Raw genomic sequence first — 14,329 nt, 5'->3', positions numbered from 1 at the left:
GTTTGTGATGTCAGACCGCTACAAAGCCCTTTCCGTTCATCTGCTGACCGCCTCTGGCGCGGTGCTGTCAATGCTGGCGATGCTGGCTGCGGTTGAGGCAAAATGGAGCCTGATGTTCCTCTGGCTCGTCGTCGCGCTGATTGTCGACGGGATCGACGGGCCGCTGGCGCGCAAATTCGATGTGCAGAAAAACTGGCCGACCTATGATGGCGTGCTGATGGATCTGATCGTCGATTATCTGACCTATGTGTTCATTCCGGCCTATGCCCTGTTCAAATCAGGGCTGCTGACCGGCTGGACGGGCTGGATCGCGATCATCGTGATCGTCTTCGGCTCGGTGGTCTACTTCGCCGATACAAGGATGAAAACCCGCGACAAAAGCTTCGCGGGCTTTCCGGCCTGCTGGAACATGGTTGTGCTGGTGCTCTTTGCGGTCGCCCCCTCGCAAGGGGTGATCCTGGCTCTCGTGATCGCGCTGACGGTGACCATGTTCACCAATCTGAAATTCATCCACCCGACCCGGACCAAACGCTGGCGCAATGTCTCGCTGCCGGTCTCGGTCGCCTGGATCGTCTTTGCCGCCTGGGCCGCCTGGATGGATTTCGCTGAAGGCAGCCTCGCCCATTGGGGGCTGATCGTGACCTCGCTCTATCTCGCCCTTGCGGGTATCCTGCAGCAGATCATTCCGGAAGGGATCCGGCGCGTCAGATAAGCCGGGTTCTGCCGGGCAGGCCGTGGAAGCCTCCGGCGGGGATATTTAAAGACAGAAAATGACCTCACCGAACTGCTTCATTTTCTGTCTTCAAATATCCCGGGGGTGAGGCCCCGCAGGGGCTGAGGGGGCTGGCCCCCTCTCTGTTACACCCTTGTCAGGATCACCCCGGCAACAATAACAAGCGCCGCCGCAGCCTTTTCCCGGCTCATCCTCTCGCCAAAGACCAGCCAGCCGATCAGCACCGCGAACAGGATCGAGGTTTCGCGCAGCGCCGCCACCAGCGCGATGGGGGCAATGGTCATGGCCCAGACCGCAATCGCATAGGCGCCAAAGCTCGCGGCGGCGCCGATCGTGCCCATCTTCCAGGCCTGAAAGCCCATCGGCACCACTTTGCGACCGCGCATGGCCAGCATCCCCAGCGAGAAGATCAGCCCATCCGCCACGAAAACCCAGGCGATATAGGACACGGCATTACCCGAGATCCGCGCACCCTGGCCGTCGATCAGCGTATAGCAGGCGGTCGCCAGGGCCGAGCCAAGTGCAAAGGGCACCAGCTTGCGGTTCTCGTCGCTCGAAAACACGCCCCGCGCCATCATCAGGATCCCGGCCGCCAGCACGGCAATGGCGAGATACTGGCGCGAACTCATCACATCGGTCAGCAGGAATATCCCCGCCACCGTCACCAGCATAGGCGCCGCCCCGCGCGCAATCGGGTAGACGCGGCTCAGATCACCGCGCTCATAGGCATAGCTGAGAAAGTACTTATAGGCGAAATGCGTGATCCCAGCCGCGATCACCCAGGGGATTGCCGCCGGATTGATCGGCCCCATGAAATAGGCGACGCCAAGGCCGATCGGCACTTCCATCACCGACAGAACCACCATTGCACCTATCTTGGAAGTGCCAAGCTTGATCAGCGCATTCCACAGCGCATGGAGGAAGGCCGCTGCCATGACAGCGAGAAAGACGCCAAAGGTCACGATGAAAAACCGTTACAGTTCCGTTACGCCGATCTCTGGCACGCGGCGGCGGCGGCGGCAAGCGCGCTCATATCAGAAGCCCTGCCGCCCCCTCGAACCGCAAGAGCGCCACTTTGGTCTCGACACCGCCGGGGGCAGAAAAGCCTCCCAGCGTCTTTGCACCCAGCACCCGGTGGCAGGGAATGATGATCGGGATCGGATTGGCACCGCAGGCCTGGCCCACAGCCTGGGCGGGCGCGCCTGTCAGCTTCGCGATCTCGCCATAGCTGCGGGTCTCGCCCTGAGGGATCGCCGCCATCGCGCGGCGGACCTTTTCATGCAGCCCCCTGCCCCAGTCGAGCGGCAGGTCAAACTGCACCAGCCGGCGCTCGAACCAGGCCGCGAGCTGTGCGAGCCCCTCTCGTTGCAGCGGGCTGTCCCCGGCCTCGCCCTCCCCCCAGACCAATGCGGTGATCTGCTGGCCATCATCGCGCAATGAGACGGGACCAAAGGGGGTGAGGCAGAAATTCGTCATTCGAAATTCACCAGGGTGACGGGATTGCCCTTGCCATCATAGCTGGCATCCACCTCATAGCGCACCAGCCGGAAGGCGGCATCCTGCAGCCGCCAGACCCCGCTATCCGAGGCATCCCCGATCCCGCGCCAGAAGCTATGGGCCGAAATCTGCAGCGTTTCAGGATCGAACCCGGCATTGATCGCCAGCAGATCCGCACTCCAGCCATTGATTTCCAAAAGGCTCACCACGCTATCCACCTCACCGGGCGCCGCGGCCTTCTCGTCATATTCGATCTTCAGCGTTGGCCGGGTCAGGCCCACCGGAATCGCTCCGCCCTGATCGGAGGAGATCATGAAGACCTGCGAGGTATTATAGGCGTAGATTTCGCATTGAAACTCCCAGACCACCATCGGGATCGGATCGCCCCAGCTGCCGGGGCTTTCGACCTCGAACCGCTTCGGGGGCTTGAGCAGCCGGCCATCTTCGGAAAACGCCCCGGTGCATTCTTCGGCAAAGGTCGCTGAAAAAGCCGCAATGGCGATGGCATCCTCAGGCAGCGCCGCCTGGGAGAAGACCGGGCTGGCCGTCGCCAGCAGCAGCGGAAACAGGATCTTTCGCATCAGAGGGTCTCCTTCACATGCGAGACTGGCATGTCGGCCCCCCGCTGCCAAGCGCCGCGCCCTGCCCGATCCGGAGGACGGCGTGGATCAGCAGCGAGGTGCCAGCACGCTGCGCTCGGGCGCGATCTTTTCTTCGGTGCCCGGGGCCCGCGCCATGGCGAGGGGCCGGAACGCCTCGCGCAGGACCGCCGCCATGCCTTCGATCGCCGCCGAGCCGCCTCGCGGATTGCGCCGCAGCAGCACCCGCGCCGAATCAATCGCCGGAAAGCCCTCTTCCACCGTCAGTTCGCGGCATCCGACGGGGATCGTCGACCGCGACAGCGGCGAGATCGCCATGCCATTCGTCACCGCATTGCGCATGCCGCTGGCCACATCGCAATACCAGGCCCGCCGCCAGCGCAGCCCCTGGTGGTTCAGCGCCGCTTCGGCAAATTCGCGACACCAGGAGCTTTCGATATAGACCGAGACCGGCAACGGGCTTCTGAGATGCTGCATATGGGTCATCGAGGTCACCCAGACCGTCGGGTCGATGGCCAGAAGCTCGCCTTCCTGGAAATAACTGGTGTCATGGATCACCGCGATGTCCAGCCGGTCTTCCTCCAGCGCTTCCAGCTGTTTTTCGGAATGGTCGCACAGGACCGAGACCTGCAGCCCCTCATGGCGTTCGTCAAAGGCGGCAAGCGCGCGCGGCAGGATGGTGCCGGAATATTCATCCGGAAAACCCACCCGGACCGGCCCGGTCAGTGGTTTTTCCCGCAATGCCAGCGTCGCCTCATCCAAGAGTGCGACCACGCGCTGCGCATAGGGCAAGAGCTGCTCGCCGCGCGCCGTCAGGCTGACGCCGCGCGCAAGCCGCTGGAACAAAGGCTGGCCAAGATTTTCCTCCAGCCGCCGGATCAACAGGCTGACCGCCGATTGCGTCCGGCCCAGCCGTGAAGCCGCGAGCGTCACCGAGCCGGCCTCGGCCACGGCGAGAAAGCCACGCATCAGATCGCTTTCAAGATGGGGATGCGACATCGCCAGACCTATAAATGAAACTCATGAAACCCATTAAATCTATTCGTTTGTGAAATGTCAAAACCGGAGCGATATAGATGAGGTAATTCCAAGGAGGCTGAAATGTTCACCCGTCTGAAATCGCAGATGCAGATGCGCCGCTCTACCGCGTTCCTGCTTAATCGCGCGGATGACCGGTTGCTGGACGATATCGGCCTGACCCGTGGCGATCTGATGGCCATGCATGAGGGTCTGGAACCCGATACCGGCACCGCCAATGCGCAGGTTCTGTTGCCGCTCTGGCTTGGCGCGAAGCGCGCCGCCTGAGCTTTGACCACCAGTTTTCTGATCGTCTCCTGTCGGTGACGAAACCTGGACGCCAGCGATCGCCGCTGGCGTCTTTTTTACATTCCCCCTGGTTCTGCGGGCAAAGGTTGCGGGTCAGAGATAGCCGGCTTCTGCCGCCTTTTCGCGCAGCTCTTCCCGGCTGAGGTCGATCATTGTCTCGCCCGCACGGGTCACGGTGGCCCGATTTCGGTCAATCCGGAACAGATCCTCTCCGACCTGAAATTCGATCTCTGGCGACATGGCGAGAAAGCCGCGCTTTGCAGTCAGCGTGAAAAGCGAATCGCGCAGCCCCTCGGCCTGGTCGCGGTAAAACAGCGCAATCAGCTGCGGCAGATGCATGCGGATGGCCTGGGCACCGGCCTTCCTTGCATCCGGCAACGGCACTTTGAACAGCCGCGACGGTCCGGTGGCCATCTTAAAGGTGACATCATCGCCGAAAATCTCGCCCTTCACCTTTTGCGTGCTGCGTCTTTGCTGCGGCCTCGAAGGCACTTCCTGATATTCGGCGCTGAAGCTTTCGCGCGTGCGGATCGGCTGGCGGTCGGTGACGGACACCACGCGCATCCGGGGCGACTGTTGCCCGGCAATCAGGGCGAGCCCGACCAGCAGCACATCGCCAAAGAACAGCCGCGAAAGATCGAGGGACTGACGCCCGGCAATATCGCTGACCTGCATATTCATGGGCCTTGCCCCTCTGGCTGTGGAACTGATCCGTTCACAGACACCCTGAACCGGGCCGAAATCGGAACAAACTAAGGTAATCCCGCGACCAAAGGCGTCAGAGGCCATGGAAAATCCGCTCTGTGGTCCTCTTCGCGCCGCTTTCGCCACAGAAATCACCTCTGTTCCATCAGGGAGTTTTCATGTTCCACCTTTCCCATCCCATGCGTGTTCTCCTGCTGCCGCTGGTGCTGGCCGCCTGTGTCAGCCCCGAACCGCAACGCGGCAATTCCTATTTCGATCGCCCGATCGGAAGCTCTGCCGCCCCACCGCCCGGTATCGCTTTCACCGCCAACGGCCCGGCAATCGGGGCTTTGGCGACCGGCGGCCGACAGGCGCTGCCGGTCTATCAGGTGACCAAATCCATTCCCCGCGACAATGTCCGAGGTCAGAGCCCGGATGAGCGCCGCTTCCTGGCGGTCGAGACCATGGCGCACCAGCCCGGCGCCACCTTGCAGGCCGCCGCCGGGCCGTTTGTTGCGAAACGGGTGATCCTCAACAACGACGCGGATTTCCTGATCGCCACCGGCCTTGGCAAGAACAAGCCCAAAGACGCCGTTGCGGTGGTCGAGGCGACGGGCGCCTGCGACATCAACACTTCTGGCCGCAATGTCCTGATGAAGAGAATCGGCTTCCGGGGTGACGGTTTCATCATTCCCTGCCAGCCTGCCCGCGATGAGGCCAAACGACAGGAGCGCATCTGGCACGGGGCGGGCGTCACCCTGCCGATGCCCGGCTGGACCGCTTACTGACCATTCGCGCCGCGCAGGGGGCGCCCGAAACAGATAAGGGCCGCATCCTGCGATGCGGCCCTTTTGGTTCTCGGGATGTCCGTCAGCCCAGGACGCTGTTACAGCGCGCGCAGGTCTCGGGGTGCTTGTGGCTGCCGACATCGGGCAGGATCTGCCAGCAGCGCTGGCATTTCGCGCCTTCCGCCGGGGCGAAGACCACTTTCACCGCCGGCGCATCGGCCAGGGTGAAAGCCCCGTCCGGCGCGGCGGCATCGGTCACACGGATGCCGCTGGTGATGCAGATATCGGCAAAGGCCACCGAATTCAGCGCGGCCAGCATCGCCGTATCCGCTACATGGACCACCGGCTTCGCCTCAAGGCTGGCGCCGATCACCTTGGCGGTACGCTCCACCTCCAGCGCGCCGGTCACGACGCGGCGGGCGGCGCGGATCCCGTCCCATTTCGCGGCGAGGGCATCGTTCTTCCAGCCCGCCGGTGTCTCGCAGAAATCCTCGAGATGAACCGAGCTCTCCTCGCCCGGATGGCGCGAGAGCCAGACATCTTCCATCGTGAAGGGCAGGATCGGCGCAAGCCAGGTCGTCAGGCGCTGGAACAAGAGATCCAGCACCGTGCGCGCGGCCCGGCGGCGGAGACTGTCGGGCGCATCGCAATAAAGCGCATCCTTGCGGATGTCGAAATAGAAGGCCGAGAGATCGACGGTCGCAAAGTTGAACAGCGTCTGGAACACGCCCGCAAAATTGAAGGCACGGTATTCGCGCCGCACTTCGGCATCGAGTTCCGCGAGGCGGTGCAGCACCCATTGCTCCAGCTCGGGCATTTCCGCCGCGTCGAGGCGCTCGGCCTCCTGGAAGCCGGACAATGCGCCCAGCATGAAACGCAAAGTATTCCTCAGCCGGCGATAGCTGTCGGCGGTGCCTTTGATGATCTTCGGCCCGATCCGCTGATCCAGCGTGTAATCGGTCTGCGCCACCCAGAGCCGCAGGATATCGGCGCCATATTCGGCGATGATCTCTTGCGGCGCGACCGTGTTGCCGATGGATTTGGACATTTTCATGCCCTTCTCATCCAGCGTGAAACCATGCGTCACCACATTGCGGTAGGGCGCGCGGCCGCGCGTGGCCGAAGCCTGCAACAAAGACGAATGGAACCAGCCGCGATGCTGGTCGGTGCCTTCCATATAGACATCGGCGATGCCGTCATCGGTGCCGTCGGCGCGGTCACGCAGCACGAAAGCATGGGTCGAACCGGAATCGAACCAGACATCGAGCACATCAAAGACCTGGTCATAATCCGCCGGATTAACCACGCCTTCGAGCACTTTTTCCTTGAAGCCTTCCACATACCAGACATCGGCGCCGTCTTTTTCAAAGGCGTCAGAGATGCGGCTGTTGACCGTTTCATTGCGCAACAGGAAATCCGGGTCGGTCGGTTTCGCGCCTTTCCTGGTGAAGCAGGTCAGCGGCACACCCCAGGCGCGCTGACGCGACAGCACCCAGTCCGGACGGTGCTCGATCATTGAATGCAGGCGGTTCTTGCCCGAAACCGGGGTGAATTCCACCAGATCCTCGATCGAGGTCAGGGCGCGTTTGCGGATCGTATCGCCGAACTCGCCAAAGCCGTCATCCAGCTTTTCGTCGATGGCGGCGAACCATTGCGGCGTGTTGCGGAAGATCACCGGCGCTTTCGAGCGCCAGCTATGGGGATAGCTGTGCTTGACCCTGCCCTTGGCCAGCAGCGCACCCGCATAGGCCATCTGCTTGATATTCGAGACATTTGCCGGGCCTTCCTTGCCATCGGCAAGGATGATGTGCTGGCCGCCGAACAGCGGCAGATCGGCGCGATACGAGCTGTCTTCGGTGACGTTATAGGTCATCGGCAGCCTGAACCTGACGCCCAGCTGATAGTCGTCATCGCCATGGCTCGGCGCGGTATGGACAAAGCCGGTGCCCGCATCATCGGTGACATGGTCGCCCGGCAGCATGGGCACGTCATAATCCCATTCGCCATTCGCGCCCTCAACCCCGTGATAGGGGTGGCGCAGGATCACGCCTTCGAATTCCGATGCTTTCACATCGCGCAGACGGGTCCAGGCCTCGATCTTTGCCGCAGCCTTAACGCCTTCGGCCAGCGCATCGGCCAGCACCAGGGTTTCTCCGACCACTGCCGTCGATTTCTCATCTGCGGCATCGACACGGTAAAGCCCGTAAGCGATCTCAGGCCCGTAAGCGACCGCGCGGTTTTGCGGGATCGTCCAGGGCGTGGTGGTCCAGATCACCACCGAGGCATTCAGCAGCCCGGTATTGATGCAGCCATCCAGCTCCGGGAAGCTTGCCGCGGATGCAGGGCGGAACCGCACCCAGACCGTGTGGCTCGTATGGTCGTGATATTCGATCTCGGCCTCGGCCAGCGCGGTCTTCTCGACCGGCGACCACATGACGGGCTTTGACCCCTGATAGAGCGAGCCGTTCATCAACAGCTTCATGAAATCCTGGGCGATCACCGCCTCGGCATGGTAAGCCATTGTGAGATATGGGTCTTCCCAATTCCCGTAGACACCCAGCCGCTTGAATTCCTCGCGCTGGATATCAACCCAGCCCTCGGCAAAGCGGCGGCATTCCTGGCGGAAATCGACGGTGCTCACATCGTCCTTGTTCAGCCCTTTGGCGCGGTATTGCTCTTCGATTTTCCATTCGATCGGCAGACCGTGGCAATCCCAGCCCGGCACATAGCGCGCGTCATGGCCCATCATCTGATGCGAACGCGTGATGATGTCTTTAATCGTCTTGTTCAGCGCGTGGCCGATATGAAGATGGCCGTTGGCATAGGGCGGGCCGTCATGCAGCACGAAAGACGGGCGGCCCGGCTTCGCACGCAGGCGGTTATAGACCTCAAGCCGCGCCCAGCGGGCCAGCCATTCGGGCTCGCGGTTCGGCAGGTCGCCGCGCATCGGGAAATCGGTCTCGGGAAGGAATACGGTGTCGCGGTAGTCGACACCCGTTTCAGCGGTGGTTTCGGCGCACATCGATGCGGTCCTCTGGAATGTTGGCATTGGGGCGCCCCCTTGCCTGCGCGTCACGCAGCAGGAATGGTCCGCGCGAAATCTCCCGGCGTGCTGGTGTTCAGCGCGCCGGGCCGCTAATTCGGACACCCGGGGTCCGGGCGAGGATCGCAAAAGAATACGACATGGGGTCGGCTTATAGTCGCGGGCCGGGGTCGGGTCCAGTGCCAGGGTGAGGAAGATGGCGGGGAAAAGCACGGCAAAAACGCTTGAGATCGCCGTGGTGGGTGCCGGCATGGGCGGGCTGGCGGCGGCAAGCCTGCTTGCGCGCGACGGCCACCGGGTCACGCTGGTCGAGCGGTTTGCGACGCCGCGCCCGCTGGGCTCGGGGCTGGTGGTGCAGCCGGTGGGCCTTGCCGTGCTGGACGAGCTGGGCCAGGGCGATGCGGCCCGGGCGCTCGGGGCGCCAATCCGGCGGATGCGGGGCTGGTCGGTCGCGCAGCTCTCAGGCGCCACCCGCAGCCGCAACGCGCTGGATGTGCATTACCCGGCGGCAGACCCCGCCTGTGCGATGCATCGCGCAAGCCTTTTTCATGTGCTCTGGCAGGCGATGCAGGCATCCCCGGTCACACTGATCAGCGGCGAGACGGTGCGAGAGGCACCGCTGCGCCAGGGCCTGCGGGTGCTGGTCTCGGACAATGGCGAGATCGGCGGTTTTGACCTGGTGATCGATGCCTCCGGCGCGGGTTCGGCGTTGTCGCCCTTAAAGGCGCGGGAGCTTGGCTATGGCGCGATCTGGACGCATGTCCCCTGGCCCGAAGGATCTGATCAGGGCCAGGATCAGCTGCGCCAGCGTTACTTTCGCGCAAGCCGCATGGCCGGTCTGATGCCCATCGGCCGCCTGCCCGGCGAGGCGGGCGCCCGCGCCGCCGTCTTCTGGTCGATGCCGCGCGCGGATCTGGCGGGCTGGGATGAAGCACGTTTCCAGGCCTGGAAGGCCGAGGCCAGCGCCTTCTGGCCCGAGATGCAGCCCTTCCTGACTGGCCTGGATCATGCAGGCCAGATGACGACAGCACTGTACAGCCATGGCACGCTGGACCGGCCTTATGCGCCGGGACTGGTCTATATCGGTGACAGTGCGCATCGCGCCAGCCCGCAGCTTGGCCAGGGCGCGAATATGGCGCTGCTTGATGCGCTGGCGCTACGCGAGGCGCTGCGCGGTGATATCGATGAGGCGCCCGCGGCCTATGCCAGAATGCGGCGCTGGCATGTGCGGATCTACCAGTTGTTCAGCCTGTTCCTGACCCCGGCCTATCAGCCGGACAGCCGGGTTCTGCCTCAGATCCGGGATCTGTTTCTGGCCCGGATCTCGCTGGTGCCACCGGTGCCGCAGATATTGACGCGGCTGGTGGCTGGGCATCTCGTACCGCCTCTGGCCTCGAAACGCTGGCCCTGACTTGCCTCCCCTTGACCGGGCCGGGCGCTTTCAGCAGGCTGGGCCGCGAAAGGGAGCATGTGATGAAATACCCGTCGATCAATGTGCTGGGCGGCCCGCTGGAGGTCTGCTCGACCCGCCCGCTCACCGGTTTCTTCCGCGATGGCTGCTGCAATTCCGGGCCGGGCGATCAGGGGCGGCACACGGTCTGCGCTGAGATGACGGCAGAGTTCCTCGCATTCTCGAAATATCTCGGCAATGACCTTTCGACACCCCGGCCAGAATTCGGCTTTCAGGGCCTGAAGCCGGGGGATCAATGGTGCCTTTGTGCCAGCCGCTTTGCCCAGGCGCATGACGAGGGCGCGGCGCCGAAGCTGCGCCTCAAGGCGACGCATCATGCGACACTCGACCTGGTTCCGCTGGAGGTTCTGAAGCTGTATGCGAGTGATGGGGAAGCCTAGTCGCTTTCACTTATCGAACATTTCAGCCCGAAAGCCTGCTCTATGACCCTCGCCCGCTTTCCTGTTTCCGACATTGAGCTGCGCGGCGTGGTTCATGACTTCTACCTGGAGGTCCGGGCGCATCCCGTGCTTGGACCGGTCTTCGCTGCGCATGTGAAAGACTGGCCGGAGCATGAGGAAAAGATCGTCGCCTTCTGGCGCAATGCGATCCTGATGGAGCGCGGCTATGACGGCAATCCGATGGCCGTCCATAAAGCAGCCGGCAATGTCCGCGCCGGCATGTTCATCCCCTGGCTGAAGCTTTTTGACGAGGTGCTGGCCCGGCGCCTGCCCCAGGAAACCGCCCGCGCCTGGTCGGCACTTGCGCATCGGATCGGGAGGGGGCTCAGCCTCGGGCTGCAGGACTATGGCGGTATCCCGAAACTGAAATAGAGCGCGTGGTCAGAGCGGTCGGTCGATCCCGTCATAGATCGCCTGCAACGCCCCGATGCGTTTGGCATAAGCGGCACGGATACAGGTGATATCGGCCTCACAGGCCATGCGCTGCCGCAACCAGGCCGCCTGATCATCGAGGATCTCGCCCCGATAGCCCATGGCAAAAAGCCCGGTCAGGAATTTCAGCAGCGTCGCCATTTCCACATCGGCGTCGTTCAGGTCACGATTGTCGCAAATCGCCCGCTCGTTCGGGCTGAGCCCTGCAAGCGTACAATCGAAACTGGCCGCCGCCGCCGGGAGCGGCAGCGACAGCAGAATGGCAAGCGACAGCGCGCGCCTCACCCCTTGATCTCGACACCGAGATGGCGGGCGACAGTGAAGATGTCCTTGTCGCCGCGCCCCGAGAGATTGACCACGATGATATGGTCCTTCGGCAGGCCAGGTGCGTATTTCGTCACATAGGCCAGGGCGTGGCTGGGCTCGAGCGCCGGGATGATGCCTTCGGTCTGGCACAGGAGCTGGAACGCCGCGAGCGCCTCGTCATCGGTGACCGAGACATATTCAGCGCGACCGACATCGTGGAGCCAGGAATGTTCCGGTCCGATACCGGGATAATCGAGGCCCGCTGAGATCGAGAACCCTTCAAGGATCTGGCCATCCTCATCCTGCAACAGATAGGTGCGGTTGCCGTGCAACACGCCGGGGCGGCCGCCGGTAAGGCTGGCGCAATGCTGCATCCGCTCATCCACGCCCTTGCCGCCGGCTTCGACGCCGATGATCTTCACCGATGGATCATCGAGGAAGGGGTGGAAGAGGCCCATGGCATTCGAGCCGCCGCCGATTGCGGCAATGACAGTGTCGGGCAGGCGGCCGGGACCTTCCTGTTCCGCGAGCTGTTCACGGGTTTCCTTGCCGATGATCGACTGGAAATCGCGGACCATGGCCGGATAGGGATGCGGGCCGGCGACGGTGCCGATGCAATAGAACGTGTCGCGCACATTGGTGACCCAGTCCCTGAGCGCGTCATTCATCGCGTCTTTCAGCGTGCCGCGACCCGAGGTGACCGGGACGACCTCGGCCCCCAGAAGCCGCATGCGGAAGACGTTCGGCGCCTGGCGTTCGACATCATGGGCGCCCATATAGACCACGCATTTCAGGCCGAAGCGCGCGCAGACGGTCGCGGTCGCCACGCCATGCTGACCGGCGCCGGTCTCGGCGATGATGCGCTTTTTGCCCATGCGCCGCGCCAGCAGGATCTGACCCAGCACGTTGTTGATCTTATGCGAGCCGGTATGGTTCAGCTCTTCGCGCTTGAGATAGATTTTCGCGCCGCCGAGATGTTCGGTCAGGCGCGGCGCGTAGTAAAGCGGGCTCGGGCGGCCGACATAGTATTTCCACAGATCGGCCATCTCGTCCCAGAAGCTCTGGTCGGTTCTCGCGCGTTCATATTCGGCTTCGAGATCGAGGATCAGCGGCATCAGGGTTTCCGAGACGAAACGCCCGCCATGGATGCCGAAGCGGCCGCGCTCGTCCGGGCCGGTCATGAAGCTGTTGATACCGTCATCGGCCATGGTGTTCCCCTCATGCTGTCTTTGCCGGTGTAGCGCCCTTGGCGCGCGGGGAAAAGGGGGGCCTGCCCCCTCGCCGCGTTGCGGCTCACCCCCGGGATATTTATAGACAGATGAAATTGGCTTCAGGAGCGTCTGGTGATCTTTACAGTGGCAATTGACGGGCCGGCGGCGGCGGGCAAGGGCACGATCAGCCGGGCAGTGGCGGAGCGGTTCGGCTTTGCGCATCTGGATACGGGGGCACTTTATCGGGCCGTGGGCGTCAAGGGCGGCGATCCGGTGGCGGCGGCGCGGGGGCTGACGGTGGCGGATCTGGCGCGGGGCGATCTGCGCACACTTGAGGCGGGGCAGGCGGCAAGCCGGGTTGCCGTGATCCCCGAAGTGCGGGCGGCGCTTTTGCAGTTCCAGCGCGATTTTGCCCGGCGCGCGGGCGGCGCGGTGCTGGACGGGCGCGATATTGGCACGGTGATCTGCCCCGGGGCCGAGGTGAAGCTGTTTGTCACGGCGCGCGCAGAGATCAGGGCAAGGCGCCGCTGGCTGGAACTGGGGGGCGAGGCTGCGGAGTCGGACTATGAGACCGTGCTGGGGGAGGTGCGGCTTCGCGATGAGCGCGATATGAATCGCGCCGATGCGCCTTTGCGCCCGGCAGCTGATGCGGTGGTGATCGACACTTCGGATCTGGGGATCGGGGCGGCGTCAGAGCGTGCCATCGCCGCCGTTATGGCGGTGCGGGAGCGGCGCTGAATGCCGGCGAAAGTGGTGCTGCATCTGCCGCAGCGGTTTCGGGATCGGCTTGACCGGCGGCGCGGGCCGCTGCTTTACGAAGAGATCCGGTCAGTGATCACCGGGTTCGGCGGTGAAGTCGTGCTGGCGCCGCAGCTGAAGCGGGCCGATTATAAGATGGTTTCGTCTGAAGATCTGCATATCGTTGAAAATGGCAGGATACAGCGGCCCGCGGTGCTGAACGCGGCGACCGCCTATCTTGACGGTTTCTTTCATGTCGATCCGCGCGGAATCCAGGCGGAAAGCAGCATCGGGATGCGCCTTTATAAGCCGAAAAGGATCGATCCTGGTGTCGCGGCGGAGTATTTTGCCCTGCTGCGCGCCCGTTTCGTCACGCCGCGCCTGTCGCGCTATCGCCAGGCGCGGGACCATGCGCAACTGCCCGAGGGCTGCATTGCGGTGTTTCTGCAGGGGCCAGCGCCGCAGCGCCTGATGCAGGCGGCCTGTGGTTATGACGAGATGCTGATCGGGGTCTGCGCCGGGGCGGGAGGGCGCCCGGTGGTGGCCAAGCCGCATCCGCTTGACCCGGAAAGCGGCCAGGCGACCATTTCGGCGGCGCGGGCAGCCGGCTATGAAGTGATCGCGACAGAGGCCAATATCCACGATATCCTCAATGCCTGTGCGCTGACGGTCTCGGTCAATTCAGCGGCCTCGATCGAGGGGCTTTTGCATGAAAAGCCGGGGGTTCTGTTCGGCTGGTCGGATTTTCACCATTTCTTCCCCACCGCGTCACAGCCCGGAGAATTCGCCGCCCTGGCAGAGCGCGCGCTGGCGGCGCCGCCCGATGCGGCAAAGGCGCTTTACTGGTATTTCGGCCAATGTCTTGATGCGAAATCCCCAGACTTCGCGCCCCGCTTGCTGGCAATTTTTGCCAAAGCGGGCTTTGACGCCGTCCGGCTGGGCCTGAACCCGCCGCCCGGGCAGTGAATCAGGGCGGCAAAGGGGGGCGGAGCTTGCCCTGACGGGACTTTGCCGCTATAGGACCGCATCCTGCGCCCGAGTCGCGCGCGGGGCCACCAAAG

General features: G+C 63.4%; 16 protein-coding genes. 8 read left to right on the top strand and 8 right to left on the bottom strand.

Annotated elements, in window-relative coordinates; genetic code table 11:
* Nucleotides 1-7: 7 nt before the first annotated feature.
* Nucleotides 8-712, top strand: a complete 705-nt coding sequence (locus AC4FS3_RS23045) for a CDP-alcohol phosphatidyltransferase family protein (RefSeq protein WP_171909531.1) — start codon at nt 8-10, stop codon at nt 710-712.
* Between the two features lie 146 nt (nt 713-858).
* On the opposite strand, the gene AC4FS3_RS23040 is transcribed toward AC4FS3_RS23045, so the two are convergent.
* From AC4FS3_RS23040 to AC4FS3_RS23025, 4 genes are all read right to left on the bottom strand, one after another.
* The gene (locus tag AC4FS3_RS23040) at nt 859-1,695 is read right to left on the bottom strand and encodes a DMT family transporter (protein WP_283176028.1); all 837 of its coding nucleotides are present in this window, start codon (nt 1,693-1,695) and stop codon (nt 859-861) included.
* Between the two features lie 67 nt (nt 1,696-1,762).
* A complete protein-coding gene (locus AC4FS3_RS23035) occupies nt 1,763-2,209 on the bottom strand; it encodes a methylated-DNA--[protein]-cysteine S-methyltransferase (protein WP_283176029.1) in 447 nt (148 codons plus the stop codon).
* On the bottom strand, nt 2,206-2,811 hold the full coding sequence (locus AC4FS3_RS23030) for a hypothetical protein (protein WP_491022459.1): 606 nt from the start codon (nt 2,809-2,811) through the stop codon (nt 2,206-2,208). Before AC4FS3_RS23030 ends, AC4FS3_RS23035 begins: the two co-directional genes overlap by 4 nt.
* Before the next feature lie 87 nt (nt 2,812-2,898).
* Nucleotides 2,899-3,828 carry a LysR family transcriptional regulator gene (locus AC4FS3_RS23025; RefSeq protein WP_283176031.1) on the bottom strand — a complete coding sequence of 310 codons (930 nt, stop codon included), beginning with the start codon at nt 3,826-3,828 and terminating at the stop codon, nt 2,899-2,901.
* Nucleotides 3,829-3,930: 102 nt separating this feature from the next.
* Between AC4FS3_RS23025 and AC4FS3_RS23020 the strand changes: the two genes are divergently transcribed.
* Nucleotides 3,931-4,134, top strand: coding sequence for a YjiS-like domain-containing protein (locus tag AC4FS3_RS23020; protein WP_283176032.1), 204 nt, complete (start codon nt 3,931-3,933; stop codon nt 4,132-4,134).
* A gap of 114 nt (nt 4,135-4,248) precedes the next feature.
* Here AC4FS3_RS23020 and AC4FS3_RS23015 read toward each other — a convergent pair whose 3' ends face one another.
* On the bottom strand, nt 4,249-4,836 hold the full coding sequence (locus AC4FS3_RS23015) for a hypothetical protein (protein WP_491022458.1): 588 nt from the start codon (nt 4,834-4,836) through the stop codon (nt 4,249-4,251).
* Between the two features lie 182 nt (nt 4,837-5,018).
* On the opposite strand from AC4FS3_RS23015, the gene AC4FS3_RS23010 reads away from it, so the two are divergent.
* Nucleotides 5,019-5,627: a hypothetical protein gene (locus AC4FS3_RS23010; protein ID WP_491022457.1), complete on the top strand. Its 609-nt coding sequence runs from the start codon at nt 5,019-5,021 to the stop codon at nt 5,625-5,627.
* Between the two features lie 82 nt (nt 5,628-5,709).
* On the opposite strand, the gene ileS is transcribed toward AC4FS3_RS23010, so the two are convergent.
* Nucleotides 5,710-8,649: an isoleucine--tRNA ligase gene (gene ileS, locus AC4FS3_RS23005; protein WP_491022456.1), complete on the bottom strand. Its 2,940-nt coding sequence runs from the start codon at nt 8,647-8,649 to the stop codon at nt 5,710-5,712.
* Nucleotides 8,650-8,866: 217 nt separating this feature from the next.
* Here ileS and AC4FS3_RS23000 point away from each other — a divergent pair, with 217 nt between their 5' ends.
* The 3 genes from AC4FS3_RS23000 (at nt 8,867) to AC4FS3_RS22990 (ending at nt 10,953) form a co-directional block, all read left to right on the top strand.
* Complete coding sequence (locus AC4FS3_RS23000) at nt 8,867-10,081, top strand: FAD-dependent oxidoreductase (RefSeq protein WP_491022455.1); 1,215 nt, start codon at nt 8,867-8,869, stop codon at nt 10,079-10,081.
* A 62-nt stretch (nt 10,082-10,143) separates the two neighbouring features.
* Nucleotides 10,144-10,521 (top strand): DUF2237 family protein, encoded by a 378-nt coding sequence (locus tag AC4FS3_RS22995; protein ID WP_283176036.1) that lies wholly within the window; start codon nt 10,144-10,146, stop codon nt 10,519-10,521.
* A 42-nt stretch (nt 10,522-10,563) separates the two neighbouring features.
* Entirely contained in the window at nt 10,564-10,953 is a 390-nt protein-coding gene (locus tag AC4FS3_RS22990; RefSeq protein ID WP_491022454.1) for a group III truncated hemoglobin, read from the top strand.
* Between the two features lie 9 nt (nt 10,954-10,962).
* On the opposite strand, the gene AC4FS3_RS22985 is transcribed toward AC4FS3_RS22990, so the two are convergent.
* Nucleotides 10,963-11,298 carry a lysozyme inhibitor LprI family protein gene (locus AC4FS3_RS22985; RefSeq protein ID WP_491022453.1) on the bottom strand — a complete coding sequence of 112 codons (336 nt, stop codon included), beginning with the start codon at nt 11,296-11,298 and terminating at the stop codon, nt 10,963-10,965.
* Nucleotides 11,295-12,527, bottom strand: a complete 1,233-nt coding sequence (gene trpB / locus AC4FS3_RS22980; RefSeq protein ID WP_491022452.1) for a tryptophan synthase subunit beta — start codon at nt 12,525-12,527, stop codon at nt 11,295-11,297. The genes AC4FS3_RS22985 and trpB overlap by 4 nt, the downstream gene beginning before the upstream one ends.
* Before the next feature lie 135 nt (nt 12,528-12,662).
* On the opposite strand from trpB, the gene AC4FS3_RS22975 reads away from it, so the two are divergent.
* Nucleotides 12,663-13,268: a (d)CMP kinase gene (locus AC4FS3_RS22975; RefSeq protein WP_491022451.1), complete on the top strand. Its 606-nt coding sequence runs from the start codon at nt 12,663-12,665 to the stop codon at nt 13,266-13,268.
* A complete protein-coding gene (locus AC4FS3_RS22970; protein WP_283176041.1) occupies nt 13,269-14,234 on the top strand; it encodes a hypothetical protein in 966 nt (321 codons plus the stop codon).
* The last annotated feature ends 95 nt before the right edge of the window (nt 14,235-14,329 follow it).

The sequence above is a fragment of the Pseudogemmobacter sp. TB195 genome, from assembly GCF_058313095.1.
Note: the sequence above shows the minus strand (reverse complement) of the source record. Positions and strands in the feature narration are given on the sequence as shown.